Source organism: Bacillus sp. FG16 (assembly GCF_057809515.1).
In genome coordinates, this window is record NZ_JBMDKC010000091.1 from 1 (window position 1) to 22,874 (window position 22,874).

Genomic DNA, 22,874 nt, shown 5'->3' on the forward strand with positions numbered 1-22,874 from the left:
TTAATCGAACATTAGATTTCATTATCTCTACCCATCTAGGGTCATTCGATTGCCGGGAAGTCCTAATATTCATCCCTTCCAAAACATCCCCTTTAAGATGTTCGGCTGTAACGTATCCTACAAGGTTGATTTTATTAGCCTGGACTTGAATTTGTTCTGCAGTTTGATTGATAGATGAGATAATATTGCCCTTTTTGACTGTAGCATTAATTTCATTACTCATTACAGATAACTGAGAAGTATGCGAATCCACTAAAGCCTTACTTCCAAATTGACCGTTTGCTTCTGTTTTCGTATAAACATCATTTTTCTCAGCCTTTAAGTCAATACGATTAGATTGCTGATTGATCGTTGTTTCCATTTTAGAAACTTTACTATCAAAATCAGAAGTAGCCACTTTCTTTCCGATTTCGCCTACAAGTTGGTCATAGTTAGCATAGTCTTTCGGATTCTCCATGAAACTAGAAGGTGTAATACCTTGTTGTAGTTGTGGTTGCGATACCCACAGTCTACCGTTTTTTCTAATAACTACCATGAAACGTATCATAGTAACACCTGATGCAGGAGCCGGCATAGTTACACTAATAAATTTCCATGATCCATTAGTCAGTAACGGTACAAGTTGTACAACTTTATTCGTAACCCAAGTAGAACCATTGTAAAATTCAATCATTACAAATGCTGTATTATCTATCGTAGCAACTGCATCTGTGTAGAACCATGCAGATAACACATAATCACCGGAGTTAGGAGATACAGGTAATGATTGATAGAACGCTGCATTTCTGTCTACTGTCTGCCCGGACGATTCTAATTTAACGGAATTCATACTGTCATGGTTTCTCGCTGTTTCTGGTACAGCTGTAAAGTTACTGCCGTTTGGACCGACACTCCATTTAGAAATACTCGGTTTTCTACTCGTTACAACTCCTGTAGTAGAGTTTATTACTCGGTCTTCAAATGCAGCATTAAATAGTAAGTTCGTACTTCCTAATCTACCCACATACTCTTGCATTTGAGTATCTGTTACTTTGGATTTGATTTGATTATTCAACTGTGTGATATCACTCGTGTTTTGTTGTACAATTTCTCCTTGTTTGCCTTGTGTTTGAGATAGAGTTGTAATGGTTTGTGAATTAGAATCCGTTGTTTGTTTAACTTGATTCAAGGTAGTTTGCATTGCACCTTGGTCTTTTTGAACAGTTGATACAGTAGTTTTTACACCATCCACACTTTTTTCGATTTCGGTTGTTTTCTTCGTGAATTCATCGGTTGTTACTTGATCTTCTGCTGCTGGTTTATAGTCTGTTGCTTTATTTCCAATTTCAATTTGCCATTCTTTTAATTCGATCATGCCTTTAACATTACGTAATAGCGTTTGCGGATTGAAAACCTCAATTGCTTTATCTTTAAGATTATAAGTAAAGGAATATGTTTTCCATTCTTGATTTGCGTTAACATCACTTTCGCAACGAACACCAGGCCATAATTGTTCACCATCTTTATACTTTATCCACACTTCTACCCCAGCCCATGGATTCGGTGTTCCCTTTTCATATCCAATAGTTCTTGCTTTAAAGCTAATAGTAAACTGCTGCCCTTGTAGCATCGATAAACCATCCGGCACAATTTTAAATAACTTATTTACTATATTAGACACTGTTGTTCCTGTGTCAGATTTAAGTGTGCCACCTGTACTTAACAGAATGTTACGTCCGCCAATCTTCATATCATCAAACTTTTTCTCCACACTACTCAACTTCTCGGTGACTTTTCCTGCTTCTTCTTTAATTTCAGTTGTTGTTTTCTTAAGCTCACTTGTTGTTTGTTGTACATCAGAAATCGTCTGTTTCGTACCTTCCACAGTCGATTCAACCGTATTTAATTTATTACTAATTTCAGTATCTTTTTTAGTTAACGATTCAATAGAAGTTTTAAATCCATCTGCGGTTTGCTCTGATTTCGTCATACGTTCCGTAAGCTTTCCTTGTTCGTTTTGAACATTAGAAACCGTAGTGTTAATCCCTTTAATAGTCGTCTCAATTTCTACCGTCTTTTTAGTAAAATCAGTTGTTGTTACTTGATCTTCTGGTGCTGGTGTCCATGCTGTAGCAACGTTAGCTAATTCAAGTTTGACGTTTTTTACATACGCTGTACCTTCAATACCTTCGCCACCATATATATACAATCTAGAAACTTTAGTACCGTCAAATTTTCCATGAAGTTTCATGGTAAACGTATAGCGTTCCCATCTATTAACTTCACTTACGTTAAACACATACTGACCACTGTGAAAGCTTTGTGCTGTGTTACCTTCAATGAAATGATGTAAACCACCGTTTATACGGAAACCTTTTGTATCTGACCAAATATCCATACTAATAGTAATTTCTTTACCCGCGACATTATTTCTCGCAAATTCTGCAACCACATCTTCAGCTATACCCATCCATCTATTTTTTTGACCGATGATACTGTTTTTGTTAATAAACGCTACAACTGGATAACCGAAAGTAGTTATATCTAGATGGGCATGATAACCTTTTGTTGGATCTGCTACACCACCGTTATACCCACTTCCCCAACCAGATGCCTGAAGGTTCCCATTTAACGATTTGTCCCAACTTATAGAATCATTAACAATATAACTAGAAAAATTAGAGTTTTTAAGCGAATTTCGTCCATCTAGTTTTGTATTATCTACTTGCGTTTTAAGTTCTGTAAGAGTCTGTTTCGTCCCCTCAGCTGTTGTCTTAATCTCGTTTGTCTTCTGCTCCAACTGTGACAAGCCTTCATTCGTTTTCGTTAGCTCAGATTTCTCTGCTTTTTGTTTAAGAGCCTCATTTGTTTGACTCATAGATGTGTTAATATCTTGGAACTTTTTAACGTTACCATTCTTATCAGTTTCATAGATTTGTTTACCAATAAATCCATTGTTAATTTCCTCTTTTGTAAACACTCCAGATTTATCAGCTTTATCTTTTAACTGTGTATGAATCCATGTTTGATCCACTTTTCCATTAACTTGCTTTTGAACATCCACTATTTGTCCAGCTATTTCTTGCGCTTTACCTTCCACACTTTGAACCTTTTGATTCAATTCTGTTTTAGCTGTTTCAATATCTTCCTTAACCTCTTTAATACTTTGCTTTAATGGTCCTGTATCTGGAGTAACCCTTTGCCATTGACCACCTTTCCAAAGTTTCTGCACCTTATTTTCAGGATCAGAACTATCTATCCACAAAGTTTTTCCATCACGTAAATTCTCAGTAGGAGCCGTTGGTTGTTCGATAATATCAACCATGTTTTGCTCCATATATTTCTGTGTTGTTTCTGCCAAATCTTTTGCTGTTTGACTTTCTTTTTGAGCCTGATCAGCTTTATCTTTAGCATCAATGATGTCTTTGTTTTGTTCCTTTACTTTATTATTTAATTGGTCAAATAACTCCTGCGGAACCTTGTCATACAATGAACTTAGTATCTTTTGGTATAATCTTCGCAACTCATCATTTTGATCCACGATTTCACGATAATCACCAAATACATAGTTATCTTGTATAGGATCTTTAAAAGATTCATCACCAGCAATAGCTCGCGCTTCAAGATACAACTTAGGTGTAAACCCTTCATCTATAATTCGAATTGTATCTCCTTCATTGATTTCTTCATGTGATAAACCAGGTATTCTTGCTATATTTTGTGCATCGACTCCATAAGAAACGGAAGCATTCACAAGCTTACCCATTTCCGTTTTCATTAAAGCCAAAAGTCTCTCAGGAGACATATTTTGATCGTCTGTTTGTGGAGTGTAGAAAGCGAATTTATGTTTTCCGTTCTCATTCCAGCGTTGGTAAGCTGCATCATCTACAAGATAAGGAACCCCCTTATTTATGGGTGAGATTGTAATGAATTCCCCATTTTCTTTTTTTACAAAACCTAATAAAGCTGTACAAATGCTTTGAGAGTTCTCAATACGTTTAATTCCTATTAAATCTTTACCAAAAGTTACTTCTTTTCTTGTATCTCTTCCTCGTTTCTGAGCCATATCCACATAGCGTCCAACGATTTTAGAACCAACAACTTCAGCACGATATTGAAGTTCTAATTCAAATGAAGCGGCAATTTTCTTAAGTAAATCCAATGGATCTGTAAATTCTTCAATTACCATTGAATGCGCTCCATCATGTTCGGTTTTACCTATTGTCCACTTCGTCCCTTTAAGAGCTATTTCCATACATTGTTTCAATGTTTTACTTTCTAATTTTTGTGGTTCAATAATTCCTGCTTTAGCAAGCTGAATCCATTCACCAGATGCATAAACCATTAATGATCTATCTTTAGAATCTTTTTCCGTTTCTGTAATGACATAAGGAACGATTCTACCACCACGTACTTCCTTTAGCACTAAATTTTGTTGTACAAGTATTGCTGCATGATCTGTATTTTCAAATACCCTAAACTCTAGAGTATCGATATTATTTTTGATTTCCCAATGTCGTTTGTCATCCCAATAGTCTTTAGGCTGTATATCTGAAACGATTTGATTTGTTTTAAAATCAACGACATGTAAGTCTCCACTTGGTGTTCTCATCTAAACCGCTCCCTATACGTTAATTCCGCTATTCCTACATTAGCTGGTCGTATTATGACTGCATTTTGCCCTCGCTTTATAACAGGGAATGAACTAAATATATCTTTTAATGCAATTGCATTTGTACCGTTTATTGTTACTAATGATCTTTCTGTATCTATCTGTATTTTGTCTCCTATATCAAAAATATAAGGAGTCTCGTCTATTGTTAAAGTATTAATCTTCCAAAACTTAACATCTTCAATAAACGCGACATCAACTGGCGGATTTGCACCATAAGCAATACACCCTACAGCTATTTTTGCTACTGGTCTAGCTGTCATAGGGTTACTGTCAGAATTGTCTCGCCATGTACGAACAAAACTAGCATCATCTATTTCGGTGTTCTTACGATATTTAGCAAAATAGAAGCTCCATTCTTTACCTCTGCGAGCTACTGAAACGTGTCCTCTAAAGTCGTTAAATGTATCAGAGTACATGCCCATCTCGTCAGCAATCCACTTTCTAGAACTTCCTGGATCAATAATTGCTTGTGCTGTTGTCATTTCATGACTCATATATTCATCAGCCATTGCTAATTCAACTATCACATTGTCATTAGCATCTAAAAGCATTACTACCGTTTTGCCCATTCTGTTCCAATGTTCAGACTGAAAATTCATTTGTACATCAAGTTTAAAATCTTGAATAACTCCACTTGTATTAGGAATTGTTCTCTTCATAAATGGACCATGCCACTCATCATTCGCTCCCGTTCCATACGAATCGGGTGTAAAAGCGTATCCTTGCCAAACTTTCATAGCCCCTGAACTTTTATAAATTCCTATTTTTCCAGTTATCGCTTCCCAAATGGTTAAATTAGTCATTTCATCCCATATGAGACGATCATTTTGTTTCACAACACGAGTTTTTACCCCTGCGGGATAACCCATCCTAAAATATTCATCATCATTCCATACATCGAGATAAGGACTCTGTGCGCCCACCTTTATATCAATAATTGGATTTGACTCTACAAAACCTTTATTAAGAAAACTAGTTTTTAAGTCACCATTTGCGATAGCCAAGGTTTTCTTTTGTACAGGACCTAACTTATATGGCATTGGGCAAATGAACGTAAGAGTTCCTATTCCAAGTGTTACAAATTCATCTAGATCAAAACTATCATCCACAACCGCTAAATATGTTCTATTTGGTTCTACATCAAAAATAAGCTCTACTGGTTGATCCGTTATTAACCAACTTGCAATTTCTTCTTTTACCATTTCTAAATCAGTATCATCAGGAACTATGATCCCTACAGGAATTGATAAAACACGCATTTCTGTTTGTGTATTTAATAATCTTGCCCCTGGATATCCTGGGGGACTTAGAAAATTCCGTTTCAATGGTGCCCAAGTTGATCTTTTCCAACCTTTTGCAATTTGAATATAATTTTTACGTTCATTGTTAAATTTGAAAGAGCTCATTTTGACACCTCATTTCTTTATAAAAGAAACCCAAACCTAAAAGTCTGAGTTTCTTTTTGCTTCTCTTTCTTGATATTCGGTTGTATAGCGATAAGTACCGCGTGCCACGTCTCTCCCTTCTAAATTAACAGGCACTTCAATAACTAAATCCCCACCAAGCATTGGAATGACTCCACCGCCAGGTGATCCTGAAGAATAATTAATCACTTGATTCGCAACACCAGCTGCCATAGCTTGTCTACTATTTGACATACTTCCATACACACCACTCATAACACTCTTTAACCCTGATAATTGACTCATTGAACTAGCCATCATCCGGCTCATATCACTCATTAGTTGATTCATAGTTCCAGTGATACCGAGAGATCTTTCTTTTGAAGATAACGGCGTAACTGTAATTGAATTCCCTCTCTTAGTAAAGAGCTCAGGACCAGCTTCACCAGTTATGAAAGAGCCATCACCGACAGGCTTCCCGCCTTTAGCAAGCATAGGTACATGTGGGATAGTCGGCGCGCTAACTCCTGGTATATTGTTTAATAATTCTGCTGGTGTATTAAAGCCATCTATAAATTTATTTATGATACGAATAATTCCATTGATAGCTGTACGAATACCACTTTTAATACCATCCCATACGCCTAATACTGCTGATTTCATGCCTTCAAATGCTCCACTAACCGCATTTGTCACCCAACGAACAGGAATCATAATGGCTTCTTTTAATCCATTCCAGACAGAAGATGCGGTTGACTTTATACCTTCCCAAATGTTTGAAAGTGTAGATTTAATACCATTCCAAATACTACTGCTTGTGCTACTAATCATGTTCCAAACCGTTGAAATGGCTTCTTTGATGCTATTGAATACAGAACTTGCTGTGGAAACAATTGCGTTCCATAAGCTAGATAGATAGCTTTTAATCGTATTCCACACTGCACTTGTTGTGGAACTAATCGTATTCCATGTATTCACAATCCAATCTTTTATTGAGGTGAATATTGGCGTTACAAAAGCTACTAACCCGTTCCAGCATGATTGTAAGAAATTCTTAACAGCATTCCATACAGACATCGTTGCTGAACTGATTGTATCCCACACAGCAATAATCCAGGACTTGATTTTTTCAAAAATCGGCATAACAAACGCTACAAGTCCATTCCAACAGGAAACTAAGAAATTCTTAATTGTTTCCCATACAAAACTTGTAGTAGAACTAATGGTATTCCAACATTCAGAAATGAAATTCTTGATACTTTCAAATATTGGCGTAGCAAAGTATAAAATAGCCGTCCAAATTGCTTGTAAGTATTGAGTAATAAAATCCCATACAGTTTGAATCACTGTGGAAATGCCATTCCAAATCATAGAGAAGAAATCAGCAATCCCCTGTAAAATAGGAGTTAGAAAGGCAACTAATCCATTCCAAGTTTCTTGGAAGAACTCACTAATCGCCGTCCACACTTCAGAAGTGGTTTGGCTGATACTATTCCAAACTTCTGATAGTGTTTCAATTACTCCATCCCAAATTCCAGTCAAATACTCCACGATAGCATTCCATGTTTCCGTAGTCGTTTCAACAATCGAATTCCATGTTTCAGATAGAGACTCCACGATTCCATTCCATAGTTCTGTTAAAAATTCTTTAATGGCATTCCAAGCTGAAGAAGTAGATTCACTCATACTTTCCCACATTTCAGTTGCCCATTGGGATATTCCCTCCCAAATTCCTGTTAGAAATTCTATAATGGAATTCCAAACTTCGATGGTCCATTTTTGGATATCATCCCAGTTTTTATAGATGGCAATTCCTATAGCTGCTATAGCGGCTATGATAAGAGGAATACCAGCAACAATTCCTGCTGCTGCAGCCGCTCCAATACTAAACAAACTCATGACCGCCATAACGATCGGAGCAAGAGCCATAACCGCGCCAGAAATGACACCAATAGCAACAGAAATCGCTGTTAACGTTGCTGCTAATTCAGGATTATTAGAAATCCATTCAGCGAATTTAGAGACAAGATCTGCTATAACTGCAAGAACAGGCTGAAGAGCAACTTGTAAATCTTGCATTGCTTGTTGAAATTTAACCGCTGGAGATGCATCTATTTTAGAAGTAGCACCTTGTAAGTCTTCTACTCCTTTTTTTAAATCGACTTGTTTACCTTCCGCTTTCAAAATGGTATCGATGATTTTCTTCCCTTGGTCTTCCCAAAGAGTACCGAACATCTTCGTGCCAAGTGCATTTCTGTCTGTTGCATTTTCAACACCAGCTAAAGCCTTAGTTGCCTCAAGCATAGCCTTTTGTCCATTTTCACCACCGCCAGCAATTGCCTGACCCCATTTTTCAAACTGATCCGCCGAGATTTTTGTTTTATCTAAAACCGCTTGCATAGATTTATCTACACCCGCACCAAATTCGGCCATTTTAATACGACCTTCTTTTACACCCGATATGTTCAACAGGATTCGCAACATCCTGCCAGTTCTCTTATGAACTTCTGTACATCACTATACAGACCAGACTATATCATCATCTTTTATATAAGATGCTCCCCATTTCGGATGTCATCAGCTTACACCCTACGCTTTTCAGCTAGTCGTTGCACGTTCCTTTGTTAAAGGCTTCGCTCAGTATTGTCTCTTTTGAGAGTTCCACTGAATTAAAGGAGTTTTCTATGCATGTCGCCACTCATAGGGACAATCATTTATCCAATAGGTTATCAATATTCCAACTTTTAGTATCTACTCCTGCTGACATGATTCCTTGGACTTCTTTAGCCGAAAACCCAGCTTGAACCATCTGATCCCCATATTCTGCGATAATATCTAATTGTTCTGGTGGAAATCCTGTTTTTAATAATGTATTAACTAATCCCAATGCTTCCTCGTTCGTAATGCCTAAGGTTGCACCAATCTCATTGGTTTCTTGTATAAGTTCATTAAAATCAATTCCAGCATAGGATGCTGCAATTGTCGCTGCCCCTTTAACCACAGCGGCATTTGTTTCATCAGAAGCATCCTTATTTAATGCCCATTGTCGGCGAACACCTTCTAATGCTTCTTCAGCGTCAATACCATAGGTACTAACACCTCTAATCGCTTCTTCCACTGATTTTTTCGAAGACTCTGGGACATCAAAAGTGATATCAATCTTAGTTTTCAATTTCGACATATCCATTGCTTTTTCAACTGCACTAGCAATACCGCCACCAGCTGCCATTCCACCAATGACGTTTTCAAGTCCTACTTGGAGCCCTTCAAACTTCTTCTCTGTTCTCTCAGCTTCTTGTTGTAAATCTCTCAGCTCATTTCGAACTTGTTGAATTGAATTTCCAGCATCGACAGATCGTAGCGCACGTTGTAACTTTTCAATATCAGCTTCAGTTCCTAAAGCTTCACGACCAATCAGACCGATTGCTTGTTCTAACTGTCGACTTGTAGCCGATCCACTTTTAATTGCATGTACAAGACGATTACCTAATGCGCCTGAAAAATCATCAACGCTTTTTCCTGTAGCTCTAAACAATGTTTCTAATTGCCTTGTAGAACTCGCTACATTCTCTTGTTCAGCTTTCATGTTTCCGAGTTTATTTTTCAGACCATTAAGCGATCCTTCTGTAAATTCAATTTCACGTCTGAATGCACGATATTGTTCTTCAGAAATTTTACCGTTTTGAAATTGAGCTTGTACTTGTTGTTCCGCTGCTTTCAACTTATCTAGCTTTTGCGTTGTATTCTCAATCTGTTGTGTAAGTAACTGTTGTTTTTGCGCTAATGCTTCCACATTACCAGGATCAAACTTTAACAAACGCTCCACATCTTTTAATTCTTTAGCTAAAGAATCGCTTTGTTTATTAACATCTTTTAGAGCGTTTTGTAACGGTTGAGTGTTACCATTAATTTCAATCGTAATACCTTTAATTCTTCCTGCCATTTTCTCACTCCTTTCTTAGAATGAATCGAAGTCTTTTTGATTTGCTTTTCTAACTTTTTCTTTATCTGGATTCTCCATTTCAGCGAATTCAGAAATGTAATCAAAACAATCACCAATCGTCATAATTTCCAAATCCCAATGTGTTAATTTCGCTTTATAACAAAGAGCAAGGAACGTATCAGTGGTTAATTCTTCATCACTGAAATCTCCTTGCTCACCATTACTTTTATTTATTTTTTTTTTGCGCCCATCGTACTTTGAATCATATCCATAATTTCTGGAAGGATTTCAGAGATAGGGAATTCATCAAAACCATCTAACCAAGTAATCGGTTCAGCTATTTCTGGATTTGCTGTTTTTGCATATAACCAAACTAAATCATATACAACCTCAAAATCTACTTTACTTAAATCCGCATTTGCTAAATCAATAGTAGCGCCAGCTTGAGGATTTGAAGGAGCAATAACTCCTAATTTGAGCATGTCTGCAAATAAATCACGTCTAAATTGTGCTTTATATCGTTTAACGGTTGCTGCTGTACTTTTTAATCGAACTTGTTTTCCATCTATAGTAATTGTCTTTTCCATTTATAATTACGCTCCTTTTGGTGCTACTGGTGTTTTTACATATACTTTTTTGTACCAGTCGTTATAAATTGCTTGTGTTGTTTTAGCAGTCGTTTTCGTTTTTACCATTGGTCTTCCACCGGGTACTAAAACAATTGGGCTAGAAACAAACTTCAGTTCATTTGTATTTGGTTCAGCCGAACTTGTTTTTGTTTTGGATGCAAGTGTTGGACGACTTGCTGAACAGTTATACATAACATGTCGAGTTGCGTTCACGTCACCATCAAACTCAAATAATAAAGCGAACGGTTTTCCTTTTGCATCAGCTAATTCATTTAATACGCCATCCGTTTCATCTAATTCCTCACCCAGTGCATCGATAGCAAATTTTTCTGGGATAGTAGCAATACTTAATGTTCCATCGTAACCTTGGTTATTACTTGCCGCGTAATAAAGCATGTCATCTGCATAGAATTCAATTAAATCACCGCGTGGCTCAAAAGTTAGTTCCACTCCACCAGGTAATGGAATTGGTGTCCCAAATGTAACTAAGAAATCTTTAATATCAAATGGCACGTAATGTACATTTTTCAAACCGAATGTTACTTTGTTTTCATTCATTTACATCAACCTCGTTTCATATATTTTTTGAAATAATTTCTCAGATTCAATAAAAGTCCCATACGAGTCATAAGGAATATCATGATTGTCTAGGACTTTTTCAAGTTTGGCTTCTGCAACTAAATCTTTTTTAGTTGTATAAAGCTCTATATTTAAATCATTTACCTTGTGATACACCTTGTTATCAGCCATTAAATTTGCTGATCCATGCACAAGGAAACAAATATAAGGTGGCGCTGGTACTGTCTTACCTGGCGTTGCTGTAAAATGCGAATAAGCCACAGGATAACCTGTAGCTTCAAGGATTTTTGTTAATTCACCTAATGTCATTCTGGAATTGCCCTCTCGATACGTCTTGGCAATTCATTAATTACATACTCTTCAACTGGACGAATATGCACTTGAGCCGGAACACGCCCACCTCCAACTTTCGCATGTCCATTTTCTAAAAGATGCGTTAATTGTCCTTGTGAATTGTGGACGACAACACTATTACCTTCTTTTTTCTTACGCCATCCTTTACGATATGCCCCTGTTTTTTTAGGACTACCTTGCTTTAATTTTTCTACAGCAACATCAGCAACGTCTTCTTGCGCTGTCAGTAATTCTTCTTCCACAACATTTGCATATCTTTGCAATTCTCTAGCAAGTTCGCTCGCAAAATCATTCATATCAAATATGCTCCTTTGCGATAATAGTCAATGTTTGATACATTTCATCATCATTCATTGGCGGTTCGATAATATCAAAGATACGACCTTTCATATTGATTCGCATTAATTCTGTAATACCTGCTGTATAAGGCATCACAAACCGATAAATTCGTGTAGATTGTGATGCCGAAGCTTCAATATACTCCGAACCTTTTACCGTTTTTATCATTGCCCATGCTTTTTTTACTTCTTGCCAATTACCTGTTTCAACTTCTTGATTCAAATCATCTTTTATTACTTCAGGTTGCTCAATGATAATTCGATTTCTACAATCACCTGTATTCAGTGGTTTTTTATACTGAAAAGGACGCATATTAATCACCGTCCAATTTAATTTCTTCTAATGCTTTATCGATACCTAAACTATTAATCTGACTTAAAAAATTCTTTTCAAAATACTCTAATGCATCGTTATAAACATAACGAGAACGTTCAAAGACTAATTCTTTGAACTCCTCATCTTTATTTAAATCATAATTCCCACAAACCCTAAGTAATGCCTTGTTAGACGTAGAAAGGATGCGCTTTAGGTTATCATCTTCCTCATCCCCTAAGTGCATCCTATCTTTAAATTGCTGTAATATTTCATTTAAAATTACTGTTTCCATTCACATCACCCTTGTGTTGGTGGGGTTACTTCTTCAAGCTTTAAAGTGTAAACTTGTGAAGTGTATTTATCCTTCGGTTTACCTGTTGCATATTGTTTAGCAATATAAACAGTTGCATCTTCTAAAGCTAATGTTTCTTCATACTTCTTGATTGGCTCTGTTCCACCCATCGCTGCAATGTATTCCCCTTTAACAAAGAAAACCACTTGTCCTTGAGGTACAAATACAGATTCTGTTGGGATTGGATTAAAAGGTAAACTCGTTACATATACACCTGCCGCATTTTGAATCGTAGCATTTGCTTGAATATCAAAAGTATCAAATGGATTTGTTACCATAACTACTTTACCAGCAATATTTTTTGGTCGATCTGCATCTGTTTTACCATCAGGGTTTAATTTTTTAGCCAATAATTTGACCACGCCTTTTAATTCATTAATTGTTTTGCGACCAGGCTCAAAAGTTAAAGTTCCAGCAACTTTTTTATCTGGGTATACTCCATTCGTAACACTTCCACTAGTGTCCTTTAATAATCCAATAGGTTCATTTTTACCCGTACCAGCTACAAAACCACGTTCTAAACCTACTGACATTGCTTCTGTAATCATAGTACGAACATATCGTTCCACCCATACTGGACCAAGCTTCAACATATCATTCGCTAATGGAATAAATGCCGTTAATTTCAGTTGAGTAATAGATTCTTTTCGGAATGTAGCATTTAATTGCCCTTTAATATCACCAAATAAAGGTCCCCATACAGCTGCGCCCTCTGGATCTCCATAAATAAATTCTGTCACGGCTCCTAAATTCTCTAAACCGATATGCTCTAGCAACGGATGACCTTGAACTAAATCATCAAAAATTCTCTCTTGTGTTGTTTTAGGTAAAGTTTCAGTAGATTTAAAGCCACCCTCTTCAACAACGGCATTAAAGAACTTCATTTCTTCACTTGTTAGTACATTAGCACCGCGAGATTGCATAATAGAACGATCTACCATTGATTCATTCACTTGATTTAAAATATCTGAACGAACATCGGTAGCAAGTGCTTCAATCATGGAATTTAACGCTGCTGATTGTTCTTCCGCTGTACCTTCTTGTGTTGCTTTCGCGAAAGCTAGTTTCTTCTCTTCAAAATTATTAAACTTAATAACCATATTTTATTTTCCTCCTAAAGTTAAAAAGAGCGTACTCAAATTCTGTTTTGTATGAACAGGCTTTTGAATAGGCTCTTTTGGATTTGTATTTGTTTGTAAATCATTCAGAATTTCATTTTTCAAACCTGATAACGCTGCATTTAAATCTTCTTTTGTAATCCCTTGGCTTTTGTTCATTGTTCCATTTCTAAAACCATCGATTACCTTTTGTGGAAGCATGGCAGCAGTAGAAGCTGACGCTGTCATTTTAACCTGATTATCCATAAACATGATTTCATCCACAAAATTATTTTCTAATGCTTGTTGTGGACCCATCCAAGTTTCTTCAGCCATCATATGAAGTAGTTCCTCTTCTGATTTACCACTTTTAATGATATAGGCGTTTACAATTGCTCGATCAGTCGTTTTCAACATTTCAGCAGCTTTTTCCATATCACGATGATCTCCACCATTCCACATAGAAGCATTGTGAATCATAATTTGTGCTGTAGGTGAAATTCGGACTTTATCACCAGCCATCGCAATAACAGAAGCTGCACTTGCAGCCAAACCGACAATTTGAACTTCCACATGACCAGGATAATTTTTCAGCGCTGTATAAATTTCTGATCCTTCGTGCACATAACCACCGGGACTGTTAATCGATACAATTAAATCCTCACCGTTGGCATTAGTTAGTTCTTTTGAAATTTCACCTGGGCTTGCAGCATCCATTTCAAACCAATCATAAATCCAAGCTTCATCATTTGAAATTATTGGTCCTTTCACGTCAATTTTCACCGTCATTTGTATTCTCACCTCCTTCTCCAGCGTTCATTTCAGCGTAGTTTTTCGTAATGTAATGTTTATTTAAGTTTGGATCATCAGAAACTTCATAACCAGCTTCTAATCTCACTTCATTACCTTTAAAAGCACCTGAAGAAATGAGCTTATCGATACTTTCCGCAAGCTCAAATATAGTCTGATAAGAAATAGATTTAACCTCAACCCTTTGCCCTTCAAGATACTCATTCATTTCAAAGAATTTAACGTTTACTTCATCAGAAATCTTTTTTAACAAAGGTTTTACTGTGAAATTCATGTAGTTTTTCGTTTGCTTCTCAACATCAGCCATTTCGCCATATATTAAAGCTGTAGATATTCCCATCGCCATTGCTACTTGATTTAAAAAACCATTCGTTACTTTATTTATTTCCTCCACACTAGGGCCGTTAGCAGAACCATTATAAACTTCTTTGTACTCAATCCCTTTTTGTTGCGGAACAATAGCAATATCTTTCTTACCGATTGCTTGATACATGTCATCTATAAATTTTTGTAACTTATCGACCTGTTCTTGTGTTTTAGCACCAATCATATCCATATCAACTGTGCCACGAATTTGATTTTTTCGTTTCTGAGAACTTAAAATTCTTCCAAATAAGTCACCATAGTCCGCAAAGAGTCCATCAATAAGTGGTGATAACTTATCATTTCGATATCTCAAATGAATAACTTCACTTTGTTTAAAACTTCTTTTAAACTGATAATCTTTTACTGTGACATTCGTAAAAGTATCTTCAAACACGGCATATTCGTTATGTTCAAAATCATCAGCAATAAGTAGATCACCATCATCAGCTTGGATAACTAAACACTCATTATCATAAACAAGCTTCTGAATGAATTTTTCCCAAAATGTACTTGCTGTCATATTCTTATTTGGTCGAACATTTAAGCGATAGTAAAGTTCATTTTTTTCAAATACTTCACCATTTTTAACCCTAAATTCTGATTGACTAATTGTTCTTCCTAAAAAGGATATACAGGTATCAATCGCCAGTCGCTTCATGTGGACTCTGTTTGCTGTATCAATGAACATGTCTACATCAAACATAAATGCAATTTCCTTATTTTTGTTTAAAACATCACTGATCCATCCAATTGTCATCACCCCCTGTATTAGAATTTAATATCGCCTATTAGGGATTCTGTTGATTCTCGTATCTCATCAGCCCTATAAAGAGCATGGACAAAACACTGGAATCCATCAGTTTTTCTACGAACAGGCTCTTTCTTTTCGTATACTTTATTTCCATCATTTTTAATAACAACCAATACGTTTTGTGTATACCAACGCATAAGAGGATTATCATCAAAAACAATTTGTTTATTCGCAAAGGCCATTTCAATTCGCGGCGCTAATAAGCTATGAATCGCTTTAGGATTTCTTATAATTTCAACTTCAAAACCTTCAGCTATTAACAACGGTTTTATAGCTTCTAACCTGAAATTATCTCCTATAATTTTTTTAAGCCCATAATTATCACGCATTTCTACAAACCAATCAACAATATGCTGAGGATTAATAGTTGGTTCATCCACAACTGTTAACAGTCCTTGTTCTTCCCAATCTTTAATTGGCGCGAACTTTTGCTTTTTATATTCACCAGCTTTTTTTGAATAGCCATAGTAAATATCAACAAATTCCTTACGCGCAAATGAATGTGTTTTAAAAATATAATCGCCATTTTTTCTAAACAAGAGCCCACATGCAGCAAAGTCTCGCATACTCGCAAAGTCCAACGCTCCAATACATTCTTGGCTATATAAATCAGGAAATGGACGATTTGTAGCGATAATTTCTGACCATTTAGCAACAGATCGTTCTAAATTTGTAACAGGTAAGTTCATTCGCTTTGTCATGAACTCTTCTCTGTTACTTGGATCATCCTCTAAATCCTCATACTCTTCTTTTATCGTTTCAAGTAAACCTTCAGCGTACTCACTTAAAGGCTGAGATAGCATTGGATTCGCCATTTCCCAATTATCAATATCATCGACTTCTTTTTCATCATTAAGCTTACAGATAAAAGGAAATACAGCATTAGGACGCGCTTCACCATTTAAAATTTTCATTGCCTTTTCTTTTAACTTATCTAAAAATCCATCTCGTACATATCCATCTGTACCAATGTAAAATTCGCGCGGATTTTTCTTTTTTCCCAACCCGCTGATGTGGACGCGGACATCTTTATTGCTTTCATATTGATGTATTTCATCAAATACAACTGCACCATCACGCAAACCGTCTTTTGTATCCCCGTTGGAAGTTCTAAACTTTAGTATACTTTCAGTAGCCTTTGAAACAGTTTGAGTTAATGTGGTTTTAAACGCTCTCTGTAAAACCTCATTTTTCTTTACGCATTTATGCACTTCGTCAGGACTTGTTTTCGCTTGTTCCTCACTATTCGCAACAACAGAGATGTTATACTCTGGAATACCGTGCAATTCACTAATTAAAAAGTGAATAATTACAGATATCAGACCATTTTTACCGCCACCACGTCCTAACATCCATAGGAATTTCCGATAAAATACGCGGCCATTTTTCTTATAAAACAAAAAAACGAATGCTATTAAGAATTTCTGAAATGATTGTAACGGAAAATACCACTTCTCACCGAAGTTAATACAATCCTCAATCATTTCATCATCAAAATACAAATCGTCTCTATTTAAAACGTATTTTTCTAGATATCCAATTAACAGTTCTCTTTCTTTATTGAACTTCACTTTCCCACTTCGATAAAGTTCAATATATTCTTCTACATATTTTTGCTTAATCATGTAAGATCACTTTTGTTATATCCTGTATCAGGGATAGTATTCTTAACAACAAACTTTATATCTCTCCCTAACGCAATTAAAGAACTGTTAATTTTATTCCTCTCACTTATAAGAGGGTGGGCCTTAACGAAAACTTGGGTTCCATTTTTAATTGTTACGGATTCCCCTTCTTTCGTTATCGTTTTATTAATTTTTCGAAATGCTTTAACTAGATCAATATAGCGTTCCACCTTTTCAACTTCAACTAAATCTGTCGTATCAATACTATTCATTAACTGTTCCTTTACCCTTACAATACTAACAGCCATCTACCCACCCCCCTTACGCGCGTATTTCCGAAACAACCTGACAGTTAACCCCCTCCTCCGGTGCCCCTTAGACGAAAAAAAGCCCAACCTTCGAACCGGGGGGCCTTATCCCTGAATCATTTTTACCACTTTTCATCATGTTCCCATTTATTTTGTTTCTTTTCGTACATTCTTCCGTGTTCTTTGTTATGACAATTAACACAAACTGTTTCAAGGTTATCCATATCAAGCGCAAGTTCAGGATGATGTTCTAGTTCTTTTATATGGTGGACAACGAGCTGTATCTTCTTACGCTTGGCGCTCTCACTATACTCATTGGTATCTGTTTGAACGTGACCGTTGCGCTTGCATTCCTGACACTCACTATTGTCTCTCTTCTTTACTTGCTCTCGTATACACTTCCACTCACCACTGTCATAGAACTTACGCTTCTGTTGTTTGGTTTTATATTCCCTCATTCCCTCTTTATCACTCTACTTTCGAACTACTCCTCTGAACAACCACCTATCAATCCTTCTTTTTAATCTCATAAAAAAGGAAGGATTGAATTGTTTGTTATTCTTTTCATCATTTTTTAGTAATTCTTCTATTGTCGAATCCATAAGATGGGACATTGAATAGAACATAGGCTGTTGGCCATACATTTTATAATATTTAAATTGCAGTTCACCAATTCCTACTACTGTTCGATTTTTAAAGTACCTATGATAAATTGCATCGTCCAAAGGACGCAGACCAAGCGCATCAATCTTCTTTTGTACCTCTTTTTCCATTTGCACCATCTTCTCCACTCCTTATTTTAACCATTAAACCACTATTTGGGCATTTACTAATTTATATTCCCTTTTTTGGTATACATAACCAAAACAAGTGAACAATAAGAGTGGATGAAGGACATGCACTATGACTTGTACATTGAATGACCCCAATTAGCTATTCCACACCTTTGAAATGTATGAATAATGTATATCCTTCATCCGTGTAGTCACTTCATGAAGGATAAGGAACGTACTGTGTAAATCATATTAAAACTAAACCATATTTTCTTTTGTTACAATTATACAGTCGTTCTTTATTCCTTTTCCATTCTTTACATATTCTGCTTTACATCCACAATGCATAAAACCTTTAACCATCTTGACATTTATATATTTTTTGACCTTTAGCAAAGGAATTTTTATACATTCATTTTTATCTTCCTCATGTTATAATAAAAATCTCTTAACCATATTTGATATCATATACAAGTTATATCAAACCTTTCTGTTTCTCTATTTGAACAGTTACTTATCATCCTCAGTTGATGAGGTAACTGTTCCTTTTTTACTATTCTTTCAGAAATTCATCCATTGTTCTATCAAGTAAACAAACCAACGCTTCTCTTCTTTGTTTTAGCGTTGCATTTTCCGTTTTGTTAAAGATCGGAATAACACTTTCTAATTTCTTTTTATCGATATTATTCATTTACAAAACCTGGTCCCAACATCAAAGTGAATGTGCTGATTATAATTGCTTGTTCTTATTTTATTCACTTCATACATACCTTCTACAAAATAAACAAAAGCATCCGAATGGATACTTTCACTCTAAATCCTTATTTATTTTTTCAATTCTAAATACTGAAGGTATATGAGGTTGCATTCTTATATTAGACTCTTCAATCGCTACTATATACCGCGGATTTAAAGCAACTTGCATTTCGTTTCCTGTTTCCACATCTATATGAGGTAACGCAACAAAAGTATTAAGAAATTCTCCCTCACCATTTACAAGTGTCTTTCCAATGAGGGAACCAAGCTGAATCGATACAATATATTCTTTCCTATTTGATAAAATAATTTTAGACAAACTGTCCATCCGTATCCCACTCCTTACTTTGTAAAAATAACCAATTTATCATATGTTTTCTATATACTTTATATGCCCATTTTTCATATCTATGCCTCTTTCTATAAAAGTACATATGGACGTAAAAAGAGAGCAACCAAGGGAATAGCTGCTCTTGCATCATTTATATAGAAAGGAAGGTCTTTGGAAAAGCACTATCAATAAGTGTTGTCCGATGCTTCATTATATGCTCATTCTTAGAAAAAAGTTCTAGACAACACATTATTTTTGGTTTTAAAAACCATTTTCTGCATATACTAAAAATGGTTGGAAAACTGACGCTGTCTACTGTTTATTTCAGACCCTTAACTTAGTAAGCAGTTACAATTCATCTGTTTTCCTCCAACATTTCTTTCAGAAGGGTGAAGAATGCGAATGGGTATCCCTTATCCCAAAATTAACCTACCACACATCTATATCTTTGCATTCTTCATTCCTTCATACATCTTTGACCTCCTTCATCCATCACCTCATTATAAATCCTATAAAAAAAAGCACCTCAATAATAAAAGCGCTCTCTTCTAGTACAACTTGTACTGCAAGTACTTATTATTAAAAAATTACCCTAAAAACTTAATCTAACATTATGTATTATTTAGCCCCTCTTTCAACCGCTAAGCATATATGTTTAACTTTCCCGGTTATACATTCATGTCTAAAACTTAGCGGCTGAAAGAAGAGCAAAAGCTCTTCCAAATTACAATGGATGCCCGTAAATCTGCTTATACATATATTGTAAAAGTGGTTTCCGCCATCATTTACCTAATTTAAAATACCATACAATCCTATATTCAACTATCTATTTTTTGTCCTTTATTAAAGAACACTTTTCTCTCCTCACTACAAGCCCTGCATGTTAAAATACATATACCCTAATTAAATTTCTGCGAGGACGTAAAAACTCACTTGTCCTCCTACTCACTTCCAGAGCTACATGACTTGTCTTATACAGACCATGTAGCTCTCTTTTTTATAGCAAGCTATAGACTTATCTTGCACATTAGCATTGTGTGAGAACATACGAAAAAACTATAATTCTCCAATAACTTCATCCCTATTTTTTCTTTTCCTCTTTACATATAAAAATAACGATTACATTCCTATCACCATTATCTAAACTTTATAATATAATACTATGGATATAAATTACTTTCAAAGGATGAATAACTATGAAATTCAAAAAATTGCTCTTAACTGTCTTATATTTCTCATTATTCCTAATTATACCCTCGATTAGTGTGAGCGCTCAAAAAGGACAACCTATCATTTCTGATAAAAATACAACGAATCCCTCTGTCTCTACCTCTCCTTTCTTTCCATCCACCCTTCCGGGTTTCCTAAAACTGCACACACCATCACCGGCGAATCTTCCTCAACAACTTATCATCGTCCAAACTTCCGGCAACTATAATCAACAAGAAGCCACCAATATGATACAGCGTATTAGCAACATTGATAGCAAAACTCTATATGCTCTTTACCATAAAAATATTCGTATTAAACTCATTAACTTTCCAATCACTTATTTACCCGAATATTCTTATTTAAGAGGACAAATCCCTAGAGGCTGGGAAGGTACAGGCTATACCTGGGACTCTGTTCCAGGTATTGGCGGGAATCCTGTTGTTGCTCGTATAGGATATAGTAATTACAGTAATATGCATACTTCAATCAATCTTGAATTACACGAAACAGCTCACGCTATTGATCGTTATGTATTCCAAAACATTAGCTATTCACAAGAATTCTTAAGAATTCATAGTCGTGAATATAATTCCTTTTCCAACAGTTCCTATTACTACTATCCAGAGGAATATTTTGCTGAAGCCTATGCCTACTATTACTTGAATAGTTCTACCCATGAAACTTTAAAAACACGCGCTCCTTATACCTACGAGTTCATACAAAAACTACCTCTTCGTTTATAATTGTATCCATGCACATGTATTAGCGATACAACTCTTTTCCAAGTCATTCCTCCCACATCAAAGATTCCCTGTTTACTCTAAATAAAGAAATCAGATGACTGAGTAACATTCTTTTTGTAAACATAATTACTACACGAATTAGTATTTTTCTATATACAAAATAAAGAGCATCTTTCAAGATGCTCTTTCCATTCAACGGCTACATTCAATCTCGCACCATCGAAAACTGGTTTCGGATTTTAGATACCGTCATTATGAACCGTTTAGAATTTTAATACCAACATCGTGAGTTGTGTTTTCCGACACTTCCCACCATACAAATATAACACATTACTTCCAAAATAACCGACACATTTTCTGCCAAAAAGCGGCCACAACTATGCCATTGTTTTTCATAGTTCAAATTTTTCCACTGTATCTGTTACTTCTACTGGTACACCAAATATACTTTTTTTCATTTCTGTCATTTTCTTTTTAATAATCCAATGTGGATAATTCAATTCTTCTAAAATATTTCTAAAATAAGTTGGGTTCAACTTTAACATATCAGGATTTCTCCCCGTATTCCTTTTATATTTAATGATTACTTCTAATAGTTCTTCATTTAACATGAATCACAATTACCTCCCCTTACAGTTTATATTTATGTATATACACCATTCGATTTCTCGATACCTGCAGTTACCCATATCTTATATTGTGTGTAACTGACCCTTTCACCAAATCCCTTGGTATCATTGATTTCATTCTACTTTTTCTTTTGGGTTACACAGTACAAAATTTCTGAGTAACTGTATAGATTTAAATAGAAAAAAGCAATGATTAGATTTTAAACCTAGTCATCACTTTATCCATTGCATCTTAGTTTGCACCTATGTAACGTAGTGTAGACAAGTGATTGAATAGCTACATGAGAATGCCATGTTTTTCGTTTGCATGTCAATGTGATACTTGGACGTCTTTCTTAACGTATAGGATCCTATTTCATCTAATCCCAATTCTGCTGCCTTTCCACTTAGTATCTTATATGCCTTACTACGGCCGATTAGACGATTCCCCCCTACTTACTTTTTAATAGAAACTATCATCTTCTCTGTTTTCATTGAAATATCGAAGCTCTCTCTTTAGCACCGCTGTAATCTGTATACGTTTCTGCATACCGGTCTTCATTTCACACATTGAGATATGATTACCTTTTAAATCTCCAACCTTTAGTTTTAAAATATCACTTATACGTAAACCCGTATTAATTCCCATTACAAACAAAATATAGTTACATGCATTCTTTTTCTTTAAATATTCTTTGATTTGTTGTATTTGCTCTGGATTACGTATAAACTGGACAAAATTCATAAGTCATCCCCCGCGTATTGCTTCTCTGTCTCATAAACTTCTAATCTAAGAGCAAAAGCAAGCTTATAGTATAAATGCTAGTTTAAATGTACACATTAACACTTGAATAATCATGTACATT

General features: G+C 35.6%; 21 protein-coding genes and 1 pseudogene. 1 reads left to right on the forward strand and 21 read right to left on the reverse strand.

Translation table 11 applies throughout. The features are described from left to right. The 19 genes from ACODS7_RS24890 to ACODS7_RS24980 all read right to left on the reverse strand — a co-directional run. On the reverse strand, nt 1–4,591 hold a 4,591-nt coding region (locus ACODS7_RS24890), incomplete at its 3' end, for a phage tail spike protein (RefSeq protein ID WP_488827816.1). Continuing rightward, a complete protein-coding gene (locus ACODS7_RS24895) occupies nt 4,588–6,060 on the reverse strand; it encodes a distal tail protein Dit (protein ID WP_243169225.1) in 1,473 nt (490 codons plus the stop codon). The genes ACODS7_RS24895 and ACODS7_RS24890, both read right to left, overlap by 4 nt. A gap of 36 nt (nt 6,061–6,096) precedes the next feature. Continuing rightward, nucleotides 6,097–8,490 carry a phage tail protein gene (locus tag ACODS7_RS24900; RefSeq protein WP_243169227.1) on the reverse strand — a complete coding sequence of 798 codons (2,394 nt, stop codon included), beginning with the start codon at nt 8,488–8,490 and terminating at the stop codon, nt 6,097–6,099. Nucleotides 8,491–8,767: 277 nt separating this feature from the next. After that, a complete protein-coding gene (locus tag ACODS7_RS24905) occupies nt 8,768–10,000 on the reverse strand; it encodes a hypothetical protein (protein WP_069355140.1) in 1,233 nt (410 codons plus the stop codon). Nucleotides 10,001–10,230: 230 nt separating this feature from the next. Further along, nucleotides 10,231–10,587 carry a hypothetical protein gene (locus ACODS7_RS24910; protein ID WP_000415935.1) on the reverse strand — a complete coding sequence of 119 codons (357 nt, stop codon included), beginning with the start codon at nt 10,585–10,587 and terminating at the stop codon, nt 10,231–10,233. 6 nt (nt 10,588–10,593) lie between these two features. Beyond that, nucleotides 10,594–11,187 carry a major tail protein gene (locus tag ACODS7_RS24915; RefSeq protein ID WP_069355139.1) on the reverse strand — a complete coding sequence of 198 codons (594 nt, stop codon included), beginning with the start codon at nt 11,185–11,187 and terminating at the stop codon, nt 10,594–10,596. Further along, nucleotides 11,188–11,517, reverse strand: a complete 330-nt coding sequence (locus ACODS7_RS24920; RefSeq protein ID WP_069355138.1) for a hypothetical protein — start codon at nt 11,515–11,517, stop codon at nt 11,188–11,190. It abuts the gene before it with no gap. Continuing rightward, nucleotides 11,514–11,858, reverse strand: a complete 345-nt coding sequence (locus ACODS7_RS24925; RefSeq protein ID WP_069355137.1) for an HK97 gp10 family phage protein — start codon at nt 11,856–11,858, stop codon at nt 11,514–11,516. Before ACODS7_RS24925 ends, ACODS7_RS24920 begins: the two co-directional genes overlap by 4 nt. A 1-nt stretch (nt 11,859) precedes the next feature. Then, nucleotides 11,860–12,213 carry a phage head closure protein gene (locus ACODS7_RS24930; protein WP_089148395.1) on the reverse strand — a complete coding sequence of 118 codons (354 nt, stop codon included), beginning with the start codon at nt 12,211–12,213 and terminating at the stop codon, nt 11,860–11,862. 1 nt (nt 12,214) lies between these two features. Beyond that, entirely contained in the window at nt 12,215–12,508 is a 294-nt protein-coding gene (locus tag ACODS7_RS24935) for a hypothetical protein (protein ID WP_243169224.1), read from the reverse strand. Nucleotides 12,509–12,513: 5 nt separating this feature from the next. Further along, complete coding sequence (locus ACODS7_RS24940) at nt 12,514–13,668, reverse strand: phage major capsid protein (protein ID WP_086386850.1); 1,155 nt, start codon at nt 13,666–13,668, stop codon at nt 12,514–12,516. A gap of 3 nt (nt 13,669–13,671) precedes the next feature. Then, nucleotides 13,672–14,454 (reverse strand): head maturation protease, ClpP-related, encoded by a 783-nt coding sequence (locus tag ACODS7_RS24945; protein ID WP_086386849.1) that lies wholly within the window; start codon nt 14,452–14,454, stop codon nt 13,672–13,674. Further along, nucleotides 14,438–15,601, reverse strand: coding sequence for a phage portal protein (locus tag ACODS7_RS24950; protein WP_423191417.1), 1,164 nt, complete (start codon nt 15,599–15,601; stop codon nt 14,438–14,440). Before ACODS7_RS24950 ends, ACODS7_RS24945 begins: the two co-directional genes overlap by 17 nt. A gap of 8 nt (nt 15,602–15,609) precedes the next feature. After that, nucleotides 15,610–17,277, reverse strand: a complete 1,668-nt coding sequence (locus ACODS7_RS24955) for a terminase large subunit domain-containing protein (protein WP_243169296.1) — start codon at nt 17,275–17,277, stop codon at nt 15,610–15,612. Next, entirely contained in the window at nt 17,274–17,585 is a 312-nt protein-coding gene (locus tag ACODS7_RS24960; RefSeq protein ID WP_069355130.1) for a P27 family phage terminase small subunit, read from the reverse strand. The genes ACODS7_RS24955 and ACODS7_RS24960 overlap by 4 nt, the downstream gene beginning before the upstream one ends. Nucleotides 17,586–17,707: 122 nt before the next feature. Next, a complete protein-coding gene (locus ACODS7_RS24965; protein ID WP_065485642.1) occupies nt 17,708–18,043 on the reverse strand; it encodes an HNH endonuclease in 336 nt (111 codons plus the stop codon). Nucleotides 18,044–18,058: 15 nt separating this feature from the next. Continuing rightward, complete coding sequence (locus ACODS7_RS24970; RefSeq protein WP_069355129.1) at nt 18,059–18,367, reverse strand: hypothetical protein; 309 nt, start codon at nt 18,365–18,367, stop codon at nt 18,059–18,061. A 544-nt stretch (nt 18,368–18,911) separates the two neighbouring features. Continuing rightward, a complete protein-coding gene (locus tag ACODS7_RS24975; protein ID WP_197260411.1) occupies nt 18,912–19,049 on the reverse strand; it encodes a hypothetical protein in 138 nt (45 codons plus the stop codon). 117 nt (nt 19,050–19,166) lie between these two features. Further along, nucleotides 19,167–19,442: a hypothetical protein gene (locus ACODS7_RS24980; protein WP_243169297.1), complete on the reverse strand. Its 276-nt coding sequence runs from the start codon at nt 19,440–19,442 to the stop codon at nt 19,167–19,169. Between the two features lie 1,199 nt (nt 19,443–20,641). On the opposite strand from ACODS7_RS24980, the gene ACODS7_RS24985 reads away from it, so the two are divergent. After that, complete coding sequence (locus ACODS7_RS24985; RefSeq protein ID WP_243169298.1) at nt 20,642–21,400, forward strand: anthrax toxin lethal factor-related metalloendopeptidase; 759 nt, start codon at nt 20,642–20,644, stop codon at nt 21,398–21,400. Between the two features lie 392 nt (nt 21,401–21,792). Here ACODS7_RS24985 and ACODS7_RS24990 read toward each other — a convergent pair whose 3' ends face one another. Together ACODS7_RS24990 and ACODS7_RS24995 are read right to left on the reverse strand one after the other, a co-directional pair. Continuing rightward, a complete protein-coding gene (locus ACODS7_RS24990) occupies nt 21,793–22,011 on the reverse strand; it encodes a hypothetical protein (RefSeq protein ID WP_065485648.1) in 219 nt (72 codons plus the stop codon). A gap of 250 nt (nt 22,012–22,261) precedes the next feature. Continuing rightward, nucleotides 22,262–22,753: pseudogene (locus tag ACODS7_RS24995) on the reverse strand (tyrosine-type recombinase/integrase). Between the last annotated feature and the right edge of the window lie 121 nt (nt 22,754–22,874).

Excerpts from the sequence above, each read along its gene's own strand:
- ACODS7_RS24980 (WP_243169297.1), bottom strand. The coding sequence starts at position 19,442 with ATGGACAGTTTGTCTAAAATTATTTTATCAAATAGGAAAGAATATATT.
- ACODS7_RS24915 (WP_069355139.1), bottom strand. The coding sequence starts at position 11,187 with ATGAATGAAAACAAAGTAACATTCGGTTTGAAAAATGTACATTACGTG.
- ACODS7_RS24945 (WP_086386849.1), bottom strand. The coding sequence starts at position 14,454 with ATGACGGTGAAAATTGACGTGAAAGGACCAATAATTTCAAATGATGAA.
- ACODS7_RS24910 (WP_000415935.1), bottom strand. The coding sequence starts at position 10,587 with ATGGAAAAGACAATTACTATAGATGGAAAACAAGTTCGATTAAAAAGT.
- ACODS7_RS24970 (WP_069355129.1), bottom strand. The coding sequence starts at position 18,367 with ATGGTGCAAATGGAAAAAGAGGTACAAAAGAAGATTGATGCGCTTGGT.
- ACODS7_RS24965 (WP_065485642.1), bottom strand. The coding sequence starts at position 18,043 with ATGAGGGAATATAAAACCAAACAACAGAAGCGTAAGTTCTATGACAGT.
- ACODS7_RS24925 (WP_069355137.1), bottom strand. The coding sequence starts at position 11,858 with ATGAATGATTTTGCGAGCGAACTTGCTAGAGAATTGCAAAGATATGCA.
- ACODS7_RS24895 (WP_243169225.1), bottom strand. The coding sequence starts at position 6,060 with ATGAGCTCTTTCAAATTTAACAATGAACGTAAAAATTATATTCAAATT.
- ACODS7_RS24990 (WP_065485648.1), bottom strand. The coding sequence starts at position 22,011 with ATGTTAAATGAAGAACTATTAGAAGTAATCATTAAATATAAAAGGAAT.
- ACODS7_RS24900 (WP_243169227.1), bottom strand. The coding sequence starts at position 8,490 with ATGGCCGAATTTGGTGCGGGTGTAGATAAATCTATGCAAGCGGTTTTA.
- ACODS7_RS24935 (WP_243169224.1), bottom strand. The coding sequence starts at position 12,508 with ATGGAAACAGTAATTTTAAATGAAATATTACAGCAATTTAAAGATAGG.
- ACODS7_RS24985 (WP_243169298.1), top strand. The coding sequence starts at position 20,642 with ATGAAATTCAAAAAATTGCTCTTAACTGTCTTATATTTCTCATTATTC.
- ACODS7_RS24930 (WP_089148395.1), bottom strand. The coding sequence starts at position 12,213 with ATGCGTCCTTTTCAGTATAAAAAACCACTGAATACAGGTGATTGTAGA.
- ACODS7_RS24960 (WP_069355130.1), bottom strand. The coding sequence starts at position 17,585 with ATGGCTGTTAGTATTGTAAGGGTAAAGGAACAGTTAATGAATAGTATT.
- ACODS7_RS24975 (WP_197260411.1), bottom strand. The coding sequence starts at position 19,049 with ATGAATAATATCGATAAAAAGAAATTAGAAAGTGTTATTCCGATCTTT.
- ACODS7_RS24920 (WP_069355138.1), bottom strand. The coding sequence starts at position 11,517 with ATGACATTAGGTGAATTAACAAAAATCCTTGAAGCTACAGGTTATCCT.
- ACODS7_RS24955 (WP_243169296.1), bottom strand. The coding sequence starts at position 17,277 with ATGATTAAGCAAAAATATGTAGAAGAATATATTGAACTTTATCGAAGT.
- ACODS7_RS24940 (WP_086386850.1), bottom strand. The coding sequence starts at position 13,668 with ATGGTTATTAAGTTTAATAATTTTGAAGAGAAGAAACTAGCTTTCGCG.
- ACODS7_RS24905 (WP_069355140.1), bottom strand. The coding sequence starts at position 10,000 with ATGGCAGGAAGAATTAAAGGTATTACGATTGAAATTAATGGTAACACT.